The 12,990-nt window shown below is 31.6% G+C and carries 12 protein-coding genes; 7 read left to right on the top strand and 5 right to left on the bottom strand.

Going from position 1 to position 12,990, the window contains the following annotated elements:
- Both QBK95_RS18525 and QBK95_RS18530 read left to right on the top strand, forming a co-directional pair.
- Entirely contained in the window at positions 1–945 is a 945-nt protein-coding gene (locus tag QBK95_RS18525; RefSeq protein WP_280936057.1) for a hypothetical protein, read from the top strand.
- Entirely contained in the window at positions 935–1,408 is a 474-nt protein-coding gene (locus tag QBK95_RS18530) for a hypothetical protein (RefSeq protein ID WP_280936058.1), read from the top strand. Before QBK95_RS18525 ends, QBK95_RS18530 begins: the two co-directional genes overlap by 11 nt.
- A 157-nt stretch (positions 1,409–1,565) precedes the next feature.
- On the opposite strand, the gene QBK95_RS18535 is transcribed toward QBK95_RS18530, so the two are convergent.
- The 4 genes from QBK95_RS18535 to QBK95_RS18550 all read right to left on the bottom strand — a co-directional run bounded on the left by QBK95_RS18535 (position 1,566) and on the right by QBK95_RS18550 (position 6,517).
- Positions 1,566–3,176, bottom strand: a complete 1,611-nt coding sequence (locus tag QBK95_RS18535) for an isocitrate lyase (protein WP_280936059.1) — start codon at positions 3,174–3,176, stop codon at positions 1,566–1,568.
- A gap of 794 nt (positions 3,177–3,970) precedes the next feature.
- Positions 3,971–5,188, bottom strand: a complete 1,218-nt coding sequence (locus QBK95_RS18540) for a hypothetical protein (RefSeq protein WP_280936060.1) — start codon at positions 5,186–5,188, stop codon at positions 3,971–3,973.
- 345 nt (positions 5,189–5,533) lie between these two features.
- Positions 5,534–6,016: a hypothetical protein gene (locus tag QBK95_RS18545; RefSeq protein ID WP_280936061.1), complete on the bottom strand. Its 483-nt coding sequence runs from the start codon at positions 6,014–6,016 to the stop codon at positions 5,534–5,536.
- A 117-nt stretch (positions 6,017–6,133) separates the two neighbouring features.
- Positions 6,134–6,517, bottom strand: a complete 384-nt coding sequence (locus tag QBK95_RS18550; protein ID WP_280936062.1) for a hypothetical protein — start codon at positions 6,515–6,517, stop codon at positions 6,134–6,136.
- Positions 6,518–6,793: 276 nt separating this feature from the next.
- On the opposite strand from QBK95_RS18550, the gene QBK95_RS18555 reads away from it, so the two are divergent.
- From QBK95_RS18555 to QBK95_RS18575, 5 genes are all read left to right on the top strand, one after another.
- A complete protein-coding gene (locus QBK95_RS18555; protein WP_280936063.1) occupies positions 6,794–7,288 on the top strand; it encodes a hypothetical protein in 495 nt (164 codons plus the stop codon).
- A 143-nt stretch (positions 7,289–7,431) separates the two neighbouring features.
- On the top strand, positions 7,432–9,165 hold the full coding sequence (locus QBK95_RS18560) for a tetratricopeptide repeat-containing sensor histidine kinase (RefSeq protein ID WP_280936064.1): 1,734 nt from the start codon (positions 7,432–7,434) through the stop codon (positions 9,163–9,165).
- 21 nt (positions 9,166–9,186) lie between these two features.
- Positions 9,187–9,924 (top strand): LytR/AlgR family response regulator transcription factor, encoded by a 738-nt coding sequence (locus QBK95_RS18565; protein WP_280936065.1) that lies wholly within the window; start codon positions 9,187–9,189, stop codon positions 9,922–9,924.
- Between the two features lie 180 nt (positions 9,925–10,104).
- Positions 10,105–11,166 (top strand): hemagglutinin protein, encoded by a 1,062-nt coding sequence (locus QBK95_RS18570; RefSeq protein ID WP_280936066.1) that lies wholly within the window; start codon positions 10,105–10,107, stop codon positions 11,164–11,166.
- A 26-nt stretch (positions 11,167–11,192) separates the two neighbouring features.
- Positions 11,193–12,041: a T9SS type A sorting domain-containing protein gene (locus QBK95_RS18575; protein WP_280936067.1), complete on the top strand. Its 849-nt coding sequence runs from the start codon at positions 11,193–11,195 to the stop codon at positions 12,039–12,041.
- Between the two features lie 195 nt (positions 12,042–12,236).
- Here QBK95_RS18575 and QBK95_RS18580 read toward each other — a convergent pair whose 3' ends face one another.
- A complete protein-coding gene (locus QBK95_RS18580) occupies positions 12,237–12,986 on the bottom strand; it encodes a LytR/AlgR family response regulator transcription factor (RefSeq protein WP_280936068.1) in 750 nt (249 codons plus the stop codon).
- Positions 12,987–12,990: the final 4 nt, after the last annotated feature.

The following is a 12,990-nucleotide window of genomic DNA, read 5'->3' on the forward strand; positions in this document are numbered from 1 at the left end:
ATGGAAGAAAAAGAAAAGGTGATGCATAGTTTGTTTTATAAGGAGGTTAACGCCTTATTACGTGATCAGTTTTCGGCGATAAAACAAAACATAACACCACAATATGAACAACTTTTAAAAGAAAGAGAATTTCCATATCCATTACCCATAATTTGTCAATTTGAATATGCCAGCTGGGGGAGAAATAAACAATGGCGATTAGAGTTAGATTTTGATGAGTATCAATGGTCGAATAAAACTGTAAAACCTCATTTTCTAAATGCATTAGTATCTATAGAAATGGGAACAGAGTTTCTACATTTTAAATACCACCTCTGCAGTTCTTTTAATGATTCTTTAGAACCAAAAGAAACTGAAAAAATACCGATTAAAAAGCTTGATGATAGTAGGTTTGTGTCAGAAAAAATAGACGCACTAAAACAGTTCCTAGAAGACTTGCCACAAGGATTTATTCAGGAAATAAAAACAATAGATTTTAACGAGTTAGAATTCATAGAAGATATAGAAGAAGTATATCAAATAATTAACCTACATAAAGTCAATGACACTAAGAAGTTTTATGCAAGAACTCAGTTGTTTCTTTTAGAGGTTATTCAATTAATGAATGAGTATATCAATGATTATGAAAAAATAATACTAAAGTATACTAGAAAAATGTATTCGGAAGAAATTCAATACTGTAATAACACACTTAAAAGCTTCCGAATTATTGTGGCAGAAAAAAAATATGATGAGGTTAATTGTATAGATGAAAGAGTACATATATTACATGCAATAAATGGATATTTAACTCCTTTTGAAGAATATAGTGGGAATGATGAAGATAAAAGACCCTATGAACTTGATTATAAAATTGATGACCTGATACAAGCTGGATTAAAACGAGAACAGTTACTCCCTTTAATAAAAAAACACTTTGCAGAAATTTTTACTGATGATGAATAAAAAAATACAAGATAAATGGAAACAAGGATTTGTTATTGGCTATGACTGTATTGCGTACGGAGACGGTTACGTAGTTATGGGCGATACGTATTGCGTGGAAAATAGTGAGACAAAAAAGGTAAAAAGACACTGGTTCCCATTATGCGATACAACACTTTCTGGCATTGAAAGACATCATGAAGATATTTGGACCGAAATAGATATATTTCATGGTTCTTTTAAATACAAAGACAAAACTATTGTATTTGGAGATGGCGCTATGGGTAATGAAGGATATGTAGCCTCTCTTAATGCAGATAAAACCTTAGATTGGAGTATTTTCTTTACATTTTCTAATCCTATACACAAAGCCGAAGTGAAAGAAGATCACTTAATTTGTTATGGGGATACAGGTGCAATTATTGATATCGATTTAAACAATATGACTAAAATAAAAGTCATCCAACAAAACAATTGGTCATAATAATAAAATAACTAACCGTCTGTAGACTTGATCATTCATTATTAAAAAAAAAATGGGGTAACTAATTAAAAGTGAATACTGAAACAGATTCGCCTTATAAAAAAAAGGTGACCCCTATATACTAGGATCACCTTTCCAAATAAAATTAACACAAATTTTATTTATCTAAAACCAATTCTGGCTCTTCAATATTTGTTTTAACTTCGAATTGATTACTCGTATTTTTCTCTCCGCCAGCTTTTAATGCTTTGTCGCCAGCAAAGAATGTTTTATGATCATCACCTAGGTCAGAACCTGCCATACGTTGGTGTTTTACACAAGATACACCCTTACGTATTTCCTGACGTTGTACAGAATCTACATATGCTAACATTCCTTCATCTCCAAAATAACCTTCTACAAGATCATTCATATGTAATGCAGTCGTATGATACGTTGGTAATGTAATCAAGTGATGGAATACACCAGCATCACGAGAAGCTTCTGCCTGAAAGATGCGAATCATTTCATCTGCTCTGTTTGATAATTCTGTACCATCGTATCTTGCATCCATTAGCTCTGCACGATTGTAAGCAGAGGTATCTTCACCTTGTTCTACCATTAGATCAAATGCCTGTTGGCGGAAGTTGATCGTCCAGTTAAAAGATGGAGAATTGTTATATACTAATTTGGCATTTGGTACCTGTTCTTTTACACGATTTACCATATGTGCGATTTGCTTCACATTTGGAGTTGGAGTCTCAATCCATAATAAATCTGCACCATTCTCCAGGCTGGTAATACAATCCAATACCACTCGGTCGATATTAGAACCTTCTTTGAATTTATATAAACCATTAGGCATTCTTACAGGACGAACTAATTTACCATCACGTTTGAATAATACATCGTTTTCATTCACCTCATCTATACGTACTTCTTCTGCTTCTACAAAATCCATATATTTTGATGCCAAGTCACCTTCTTCCATAGATACAGGTAGTTTTTGTGTCAAACCAGCGCCTTCAGAATCCGTTCGGGCAACAATTACACCTTCGTCTACACCTAGTTCTAAGAAAGCATATCGAAGTGCATTTAACTTAGCAATAAAATCTTCATGTGGTACAGTTACTTTACCATCTTGGTGACCACATTGCTTAGCATCTGATACTTGATTTTCGATCTGAAGTGCACAAGCACCAGCTTCAATCATTTTTTTGGCTAAAAGATAGGTTGCTTCTTCATTACCAAAACCTGCATCAATATCTGCAATGATAGGAACTACATGAGTTTCAAAATTATCAATCTCTGCTTGCACATCTTCTCCAGCATCTAAACGACGAAAAAGATCATTTAATTCTACAGCATCAGCTTGGCGTAAAAAAGTATATATCTCTTCGATTAACTTAGGAACTGAAGTTTTTTCGTGCATAGATTGATCTGGTAACGGTCCTAACTCTGAGCGCAATGCTGCTACCATCCAACCAGAAAGATATAGGTAAGTTTTATCAGTCGTACCTTTATGCTTTTTTACAGCAATCATCTTTTGTTGGGCAACAAAACCATGCCAGCAACCTAATGATTGTGTGTAATTTACACTATTGGCATCATATTCAGCCATATCTTTACGCATAATAGATGCTGTGTACTTAGCAATATCTAATCCTGTTTTAAATCTATTTTGTACAGCAATACGAGCAGCGTTTTCTGGGTTAATGGTTGCCCAGGTATTTCCATGTTTTGCCTTTAGTTTGCGTACAATATCAAGCGTCGAATGATAATTAGTCATAATCTTGTTTTTAATTTTTATTTTAGGTTAATGTCTTTGTTTAACTATTGTTTTTTTTGAGCGTTGTAATCAATTGTGTTATTAACAGCCCAATTTGTAACCAATGTTTTAGTCTTTACTTGAGATTTCATTCTTTAGGTTTTTGTTGTTTTATTAATAATTTTAATTCTGCTCCTTGTACACCTAATAGTGTCTTCGAATTCTTTTCCGCAATTTGATCTAGAAAATCAAAACCTCATCTTTTAATACTCCAGATTTACTAAAGCATCATATGAATTATTGTTTTTCATTGTTAATTACAGGACAATATTATAAAAAAGTTTTTGATAAAAAAAGCGAACGTTCGCTAAATATTTAAAAAAGTATATTTTTTTTGTGTTCGCAAAAACTATTGTTTTTAACTAAGTGTGATTAAAAAAGAATTCTAGCAATTATTTATTTTACTGATAATCAATTGATTATTTTTATTTTGAGCCGATTTTTTTATTTGTTTAATTGAATGTTTTGATTTGCTAAAACTTAGTTTTTAAATGAATTCAGAAAGAGTAGAATATCTCGATATTTGATGAGATTGTATTGATTTTTGAGAAATTGGACGTGTTTTATAGCTATTTCATGCTATTAAATTTGATGATATTTGGTCAAGTATGAAGAGATTATAGTATAGAATTCTAACGTATGTTCTGTATTAGTTTTAAGAAGAAAAAGAGTGTAAGTGTATTTATATTTTGTAAAAAACTTAGAGTAGAGTTTTACCTTTTACTGTTATCATAAACGATAGAAGTACTGGTTGGTTAATTTTGTTTGGAATAATCACTAAAGTAAATTTCAAAAGTATTATCGTAATACCCAAATTCTAAATGACAACAATAATTTTCCGAAACATCAAAATCTTCATCCCAATCCACTTTCAAATTTGGAAATTGCCCTTTCAATTTCCAATACGTAATAGATTTAGCGGGTAAAACAAATACAGAAACTTCTCGATCTAAGCTATCAAAAATGACTCTATCCTTAATTTTATATGTAATACTATCACATTGAAGCTCTATGATTTCATCAGAATCATCATCCAGATCAATATCATTTGCTTGACTTAAATTTATCTCATATTCCGAAGAGTCAATAAAAATAACCTCATCAGTATTATTTTCAATCATTAGAGTGAAAATCATGCTATTGATTGAATCACTTTTTATAATATAATGTTCCCCTAAATCTATTGAAATATCTTCTTCTACTAATTCTTTTTTTTCTTTAAATGAAGATTTAATTAAGGGAACTAACGCTCCAGACCAAAAATAGAATAAAGGAACTATCACAACTAAAACAAGGCCTAAAAACTTGATATATAAACGTTTTGAGACTGTATTGAGAGTGTTTGGTTTACTTAGGCTATTAATCACAATAAACGGATGGAATAGTGAATAAATAATCAAACCAAAATAAAAAATACTTGAAATGAAAGAATTCCTTATTTTATGAAAAAAGAACAATTCCTTATCCATGAAAAAAACTATCACTACACACATAAAAAAAATAAAACACTGTAAGCCAATACTATAAAAAAGTAAATCTATTATAGGTTTTCTCAACTCTTTTTTAAAATTTAAGGAAAACAGATATACTAATAAATAGATGGAAGTTATACCTGGCAAGGTTGTTAAAAAAATTTCTAAAATAGAAGGCGCTTCATTAACTTCATTATATACTTCTTGAATTAATTCTGTAGTAATAAAAATGACATCTATATATAGTCTGTTAGAACCATTTGTAACTTGAAAATAAAAATTAATCACTATAGCAATAAGAAAGTAAGAAAAGGTGAGAAATGTTAACGGGTAGACAAAAGTTTTAAAATTGTTTTGTACTTCCTTCTCATATTGAGTATATAGTTTGTGAGGGTTCCGAAAAATAAAATAGATTGACTTTATATATTTAAAAAAAAATAATAAGAAATTTTGTAATGAATCTTCTATTTTTTTTCCAATCGATGTTGTTTCTTCTGACATTTGGTCTTAACTCTACTTTTATGATTTTTAAATCAGAAGCTTAAATGAGAAAATAAAAACCCCTGTTCAAAAAAATACTTTGAATGGGGTTTATACTTTAAATATATGCAAAAAAAGTAGATATCTAGAAACTGTATAATAATTTATGCCATTGAATTACTTATCTTATAAAATAGATAAGGGTAGTTTTTTAAATGTTTTTTGGTATTTGATCAGTGTCCTGATCGACACGTTTCACTATAATTTTGGATCTTATTTTGTTATAAACAAAAGCCAATTACTTTCGTAACTGACTTTTTTATGTAAATCTCTTTTCTTGAAATAATTTATTGACTTTTATTTATGTTAAGCATTTGGTGGATGCACTACAGGATAAGAAACTCCAGCTGTAATTGTGTAAATCCAATAGGTTCCTGATGCAGTAACGTTTTTTTGAGCAAAACCAAATATTCCACAACTAGATTCCTTATAAATTTGATTAGTTTTTTCTTTTTCGTTTTGAGTTACCCAACTTTCCATATTACTACCATCAATAGTAATTTTTGTAGAAGTATATCCTTTAGGTCCAGAAATTACTACCGAGAAAGATGCTTTGTCAATGCTTCCATCCAATTCTAAAAACCAAGTTGGAGATGGTGCAGGTTTAGGATTGCTAGGGTCAGGAGGTATAGGTAAGTGTACTTGGTTTTGAGCCTTAAGTCCACTTGCGCCAAGAGTTCCTCCAGTGAATGAAGTTACCTCTCCAAATAAATCCGTTCCATCATTACATTGAGGGTCATTTTGACTTACCATCGTTAACTGAAAAATATGCTTGTTTGAATTTGACATCGTTATAAGTTTTTATATCCTACTCTGTTTAAATTTGGTTTTTCGGATTCCACCTTTTTTAATTGGGATAAAGGGTAATTAAGGAGTATGATTCTTATATAGTATATAAGTAGATGACTACACAGTAAATGATATACCATTATCACCTTTGCTCCAAATTACACCGTATAAAGGTTTTTTAGGGTCATTAGCTAATATGTATGGTTTACCATTAAATGTAAAATCGAAGTTATAAGGACCACCCCAATTTAGACCTGCATATACTAGTGTGTATTCTCCAGCTGGTAATTGAACAGTTCCTGACTCATTAAGTGGACCGCCTACTCCATTGGCATCAAAACCTCCACTGTATGATCCTGCTTCTATTTGCAAATTCACATCTACTGAATTGAAATTTCCACTTTTAATATTACATAATTGATAACTATTACCTTCTCCTTGTGGGATAGCAAAAAGAACAAGTTGATTATCGCATTGAGTAATTTTTATCGTATTTGACATAATTTTTAATTTATAATTCCTACTCTTTTAATAAAGGCTTTTCGGATACTGCCTATCTCTATAGTGAATGCGCATTCGGGTAGTAAAGACAGTGCTAATTTCTATGATAAAAGAAGAGAATTAGAAGAAAATGACATTAACGTACATAAAAAGTGCATAGGCGTAAAGTAATACTGGGTAACAAAAAAAGTAGTTCACAAAATCAAAGGGAATTTTTCACTTTAAGTTTGTATATTTAACTCTAAACTTAACATAACCTGTAATACCCTTAGAAATATGATAATCGATTTTAGCTGTGTATCTATTGAGAAAGTGTCTCAACAACTATTTTTACTAGAGGATGCTCCAGTCAAGCCTATGGTTGCGGCTTCACGCTTTCCTGTTAATAATAGTGAAGGAAACTTTAAGTATGCAGTATACCAAATAGATGTTGCTGTATATCTCCCTCAAGGGATAACAAATCTTGGTCTTAAAACCTGGAAAAATAATAATGGTGCTTATATTTCTTCTTGCAAACCGAAAAAACTAAAAAAAGCTTTTACATCAGCTACTCGTCAAATTACGTTAGAATTTGATGGGGTTGATCTCAATGCTTTAATAGCACAACGATCGGTTATGTTTGATTTATACGTGATGCATTTTCGGTATACTACTGATATGGATTTAGAAAATGAAGCAGAGGCTATTTGGGTAAATTACACCTATGATGACCCAGAGACTACCAGAGGAACGGTAACAACTGTTCGAGATATCAAAGAAAAGAAAACGTAAATCATAAAATAGAAAACATACAATAGGATTTCTGATAGTTAAGTACAACCATTTATAATAATATATGGTAACATTGAGATATTACCTGTTGAAAATCCTTACCACGTATTATTCGTGATATTTTAGAATAACAATTTTGCTTCATGCCAGAGATAAAAATTATTACATGGATATTCTTGATATCTTTTGTGCCTATATTCATTGTTCATGCTCAGGACAAAGGTCTAGATAACCCCAGTTTTGAAATAAGTATTCAGAATACTTGCAAGGCATCTGGTCATGTGAAGCTTTTTCATGCATCAGTTTCTTTCTTTTTAGAAGATGAAATCGATTCAACATACATATATGTTAGTAAATACTTGTTGTCTAATGAAGATAAACATCTTATGGATTATGCCTATTATTTACAGGGTAGTTGCGCAGTAAAGAAAAAATTGTGGACTCAAGCTAGGGAGAGTTTTGATAAAGTTTCAGATACGTTTTTATTTAACCACTTAAAAAATTTAAGTATTGCTAATATTCATTTATATCAAAAAGAATATAAAGAGGCATTAGTTTATTATAAAGAGTGGGAATCTGTACAGTTTGAAAAAGATGAAGATATAAACACTAAAGAAATCTATCACAATATGGGGCTGTGTTATCTTCATCTTAGTGATCATTCGGAAGCTACAAAATATCTTTTTAAAGAGCGAGATCTTGCTATAAAAGACAAAGACACATTGAGTATAATATATGCAACGATGGACATTGCTAATGTGTACTATGAACAATATTTGGATAGTAAAGCGATACCTTTATTTGAAGAAGCTTATACATTGTCTAAAACTACCTCTGATTTTAAAATAAAAGAAAGTGCTGCTCTCAATATGGCGGTTGTGGAAGAAAATAAAAAAAACTTTAAAGAGAGTATAAGGTATCGTAAAGAATACGAAAAATGGAAAGATTCTATATGGAATCGTGATAAAATATGGGAGTCAGCACAATTGGAAAAAAAGCTGACCGTAGCGCAAAAAGAAAAGGAAATTGAGTTACAAGAGAAGCAGATCGATGTTCAGAATGCAAGACAAAACCTTCTTTTTATCGGAATAGTTTCCCTATTAATGATTATAGGGATTATAGCATTTTTCTTACGACATAGAATTCAGAAAAATAAAATAATCACTTCGCAAAAAGATGAGCTGTCTAATCTTAATGAGATGAAAAACAAGCTATTCTCTATTGTCTCTCATGATTTAAGAACACCAGTGAATAGTATTAGAAGTAACAATGTCTTACTCAAAGAGGCTATAGAAAACGACGATAAAATACAACTATCAGATAGGATAGATGAAAATATACAGGTGGCTGATGGAGTACATCTATTATTAGATAAAGTACTTAATTGGTCTTTGTTAGAATCTGGCCAGTTGTTCACCAATATGGAATCTTTTCTCCTAAAACCCATAATAGCACAGATTATTTATGATTATGAAAGCATTCTTGTTTCAAAGAATATACAAATCAATAATAATACTCCATCTAGTATAGTAGTATATGCTGATATTGAATCTATAAAAGTAGTGTTGCGTAACTTATTGGATAATGCCATAAAATATTCGCATACGAATGGCTCAATTATATTTCAGACATCTATTAAAGAAGGCAAAGTATGTCATCTTGAAATAATAGATAACGGTATTGGTATTACTAAAGAAAAATTAAAAATGATCACATCAGGAGCTAATACCAAGATGGATAGTCAAACTGCTGTAAGTGGTTTTGGGTTAAGATTATGTAAGTCATTATTACAGAATAACGGTGGAGATTTAATAATTTCTAGCAAAGAAGGTAATGGAACTAATATCACAGTTACTTTGCCAGTTAAAGAGGCATAAAAAAAGCTGGAAAAATAAAGCATGGAAAAGATAAATATATTGGTTTTGGAGGATGATCCAAAGCAAGCTCTTAGTATTAAAGATACTTTGGTATCAAATGATTATCAGGTCACGGCAATTTGCTCCACAGTGCAAGAAGCACAGCAAATTCTGAATACAGAGCAAGTAGATTTCTGTATTTTGGACATTTTTTTAGGCAAAATAATGGGAGGAATTCAATTAGCCGAAAGGATATCAAGCTTAGATATTCCTTTTCTCTTTCTTACGAGTTCTAAAGATCGCACCGTTTTTGAAAAAGCAAAACTTACCAATCCATTTAGTTATTTATTAAAACCATTTAATAAGTTAGAATTACTGTTTACATTAGAGTTGGCAATTGAGAAATTTTTTGATCAACTTCACGCTTTTTCGGGAGAAGAAGCTCCTACTGTGTTAGGTGATGAATATGTATTTATAAAAAATGCAGATAGAATAAGTAAGATAGAAATACGTCAGATTTCTGCGATAGAAGTAGAAGACCGTTACTGTAAAATCATGTATTGCCAAAAGAGTTATTTGATAAAAATGGCATTAAAAAGAATAATAGAAAAGCTTCCTTCTTATTTTATCCAAACACATAGGAATAGTATCGTTAACCTCCATAAAATCAAAGATGTCTATCCTAATGATAATCTCATTGTACTGATGGACGAAGAAAAAATATCCCTAAGTGAACGATATAAATATAGCATCCTGAAAAAGCTTAATATCATGAATTAAGGATGTAAAATTTGATGTAAGAATAACCTATTTGTATCTGAAAACATAGAAGTTTAATAGTATATTTTAGAGGTTACGATATAATTTCTAATCTCAATTAGGTTCCTTATTTCGAGAGTTTTATAAAATAATTGAGTATTTTAGCAAAAATTTAAGTAAACCCCTAATTTTAAGATTTGTATGAGTAGAACTTTTACTCTGATGTTATTGATGATTTTGTTGGTTGTAGTTAATGCAACTTCACAATCTATAGAAAGACAAGTAATTGGGTCTGCAGGGACTACTCTTAGTAATGCAACAGTTACACTGGATTTTACTATTGGAGAGCCTGTTATAACTACAATAACAAATGGTACAGCGATAGTGTCTCAAGGATTTCATCAAGGATCTTTGATGTTAGCAATTAAAGTAAATCCAGTCGTTTTTTTACAAGGACCAGCCTTAAACCCTAATTCAGGAGAAGAAAGCTTAATGCGTGATGATTTGCGTGTCGCTAGTTATATACCAAATACTTCACCATATATTGATGGATTAGTGGTAGACAACTCTATATTAACAACTACAGGTGCTAATGCAATTGTAGATTGGGTATTTGTAGAACTAAGAGATGCAACCACAAATACGACAATTGTAGATAGTCAATCAGGATTATTACAACGTGATGGAGATATTGTAGGAGTAGATGGTGTTTCTGATCTAGAGTTTGACCAACCTGCAGGAAATTATTTTGTAGCGATCAAACACAGAAACCATTTAGGTATGATGACATCGACAGCGATTAGCTTGTCTTCTACAACAACTGCACTTGATTTTACTGATGGTAGTGTTACTACCTATGGAACGAATGCTCAAACAACTATTGGAACCCCAACAGGTGTATCTGCGATGTGGGCAGGAGATGCTAATGATGATAGTAAGATAAACCTTATCGGAAGCCCTAATGATAATCGTGAAATTACCGATGTTATACTAAACGATCCTTTGAATATTTTTGGCCTTTATGGATTTAGTGTTGCGGGTTATACGCAAGTTGATATGAACCTAAGTGGAGATGCTCAGATCATAGGTACTAATAACGATGTGCGTTTGATTAATGATAATATCTTAAATAATCCATCTAATATTTTTGGCCTGTATGGATTTACAATTACAGAACAATTGCCAGAAGTAGTTAGTAGCAAACAAATGGCAAGAGATAAGGCCTTATTAGCAAAGGCAAAGAGCTTAACCAAAGAACAATAAAAACTATCCCCCTAAATTTAAGAAATATGAAAAAATTGATATTAAGTATTGCCCTATTATTATTAACAACGATGATGGTTTCTGCCCAGAGTTATACCTTTGGATTAGTCAGAGATTTTAATAGTACAGGTAATCCTCACGAATATACCTGGGTGATGACCCCAGATTTTACAGATGCTACACCAAATTTTGGTTCTATTCAGCTAACTGTTGCGATTAGTACTGGTAATACGCTTACTAATTACACAGAGATTTTGGATCCTTTTTTGAATGATCCTATTGTTGATATAACGGGTCCTATATTGGCAGCGAGTCCTTTTTTCTTAGGAGATGGTAGTTTAGATTTATGGATTTTTACTATGGGTGAACCATCTTCTTCTCCAGTTACGGCACCTCACATGGCAGGAGTTCCGATTCCTATCTTGTCATTTGAAGTAGCAAATAATCCTACTTCAGGTACGATTGCTATTTTAGAGAACAATGATCCAATTAGTGTTGGTTTGTTTGGATTTGGTAATAATGTATCTAATATTGGTACGATCCAGTTATCAAGTGAGAGTAGTACATCAGAGCGTTATGCAGGTACAGATCCAACAGCTAATAGTCATAATCTTCAAGACCCATTGTTAAGTGTAGATGATTTAGAATTTTCAGAACTTGCATTGTTTCCTAATCCAGCAGTAAATTCTTTTGTAGTTCAGGGGTTACAGGGACAGATAAATAAACTGAGTATTTATGATATCAATGGAGCTATGATACAAGAAGTATCTGATTACAATGGTACTGCAATAGATACTAGCACATTAGCAACTGGAGTATATTTCGTGAAATTAGAAAATAAAGGTGCAAGAACTTTGCAGTTAATCAAGAACTAATTGATGAAGATATTGATAGAGAAGTATCGATTAGGAGCCACATTGATAGTTTTTTATAGTACTATCGCATATGTTGTTATCAAAGTGATTCTCGCATAAAACTATATTGAAGTAAATAAAAACAAACAGAGCACTTACTCAAGTAAGTGCTCTGTTTGTTTTTATTTACTATTTGATCGTATTAAATTAACCAGATTATCGATGCATACTATCTAAAATTTCCATTACTTCTACTTTTTTACGAACAGAAACAGGTACGTTTTCACCATTTTTTAGCATAAGATAACCTCCATCAGCTTTGATAAAAGCGCTAATGCATTGCAAGTTTACTAAATGGCTTTGATGTACTCGAAGAAATTGATAATTTTTGAGCATGTCTGCAAAATACTTTAGCGTCTTAGTAACAAATATTTTTTGTCCATCTTCTAGATAAAAAATAGTGTTATTGCTATCAGATTCACAACGAACAATATCATCAAGGCTAACAATGATAATTTTATCTAAGGTGTGTAATGAGATTTTGTCAGGCTTCTGTTCTGGAGCGGATAAAGTATCTTTTAATATATTTAAGCGTTCTGTATTGGGTTGAATCTGTTCTTTTGCCTTAGTAATTGCTTGTGCTAACTCTTCATTAGAATATGGCTTTAATACATAATCAATAGCCGCAAACTTGAAAGCTCTGATAGCATATTCATCACTAGCAGTTACAAAAATGATTTTAGATTTTAATTCAGGGAATATCTCCAAAACATCAAAACCAGTACCATCACCAAGCATAATATCCAGAAAAAGAATATCAGGTTCGTTGGTTCTTAATGACTTTGCCGCTTCTACTACGCTACGAGCCGTGTCAATAATTTTTATTTCGGGATGATTAGTTTCCAGATCACTTTTTAAAAGTTGAAGCGCATCTGGCATATCTTCTACAATAATAGCTGTTAGCATAATG

It is taken from the genome of Aquimarina mycalae, from assembly GCF_029906345.1.
Taxonomy (GTDB): Bacteria; Bacteroidota; Bacteroidia; order Flavobacteriales; family Flavobacteriaceae; genus Aquimarina.

What these genes read in the sequence shown, in the direction of transcription:
- QBK95_RS18565 (WP_280936065.1), top strand. Translation starts at nt 9,187, where the DNA reads ATGGAAAAGATAAATATATTGGTTTTGGAGGATGATCCAAAGCAAGCT.
- QBK95_RS18560 (WP_280936064.1), top strand. Translation starts at nt 7,432, where the DNA reads ATGCCAGAGATAAAAATTATTACATGGATATTCTTGATATCTTTTGTG.
- QBK95_RS18525 (WP_280936057.1), top strand. Translation starts at nt 1, where the DNA reads ATGGAAGAAAAAGAAAAGGTGATGCATAGTTTGTTTTATAAGGAGGTT.
- QBK95_RS18540 (WP_280936060.1), bottom strand. Translation starts at nt 5,188, where the DNA reads ATGTCAGAAGAAACAACATCGATTGGAAAAAAAATAGAAGATTCATTA.
- QBK95_RS18555 (WP_280936063.1), top strand. Translation starts at nt 6,794, where the DNA reads ATGATAATCGATTTTAGCTGTGTATCTATTGAGAAAGTGTCTCAACAA.
- QBK95_RS18530 (WP_280936058.1), top strand. Translation starts at nt 935, where the DNA reads ATGATGAATAAAAAAATACAAGATAAATGGAAACAAGGATTTGTTATT.
- QBK95_RS18535 (WP_280936059.1), bottom strand. Translation starts at nt 3,176, where the DNA reads ATGACTAATTATCATTCGACGCTTGATATTGTACGCAAACTAAAGGCA.
- QBK95_RS18570 (WP_280936066.1), top strand. Translation starts at nt 10,105, where the DNA reads ATGAGTAGAACTTTTACTCTGATGTTATTGATGATTTTGTTGGTTGTA.
- QBK95_RS18550 (WP_280936062.1), bottom strand. Translation starts at nt 6,517, where the DNA reads ATGTCAAATACGATAAAAATTACTCAATGCGATAATCAACTTGTTCTT.
- QBK95_RS18545 (WP_280936061.1), bottom strand. Translation starts at nt 6,016, where the DNA reads ATGTCAAATTCAAACAAGCATATTTTTCAGTTAACGATGGTAAGTCAA.
- QBK95_RS18580 (WP_280936068.1), bottom strand. Translation starts at nt 12,986, where the DNA reads ATGCTAACAGCTATTATTGTAGAAGATATGCCAGATGCGCTTCAACTT.
- QBK95_RS18575 (WP_280936067.1), top strand. Translation starts at nt 11,193, where the DNA reads ATGAAAAAATTGATATTAAGTATTGCCCTATTATTATTAACAACGATG.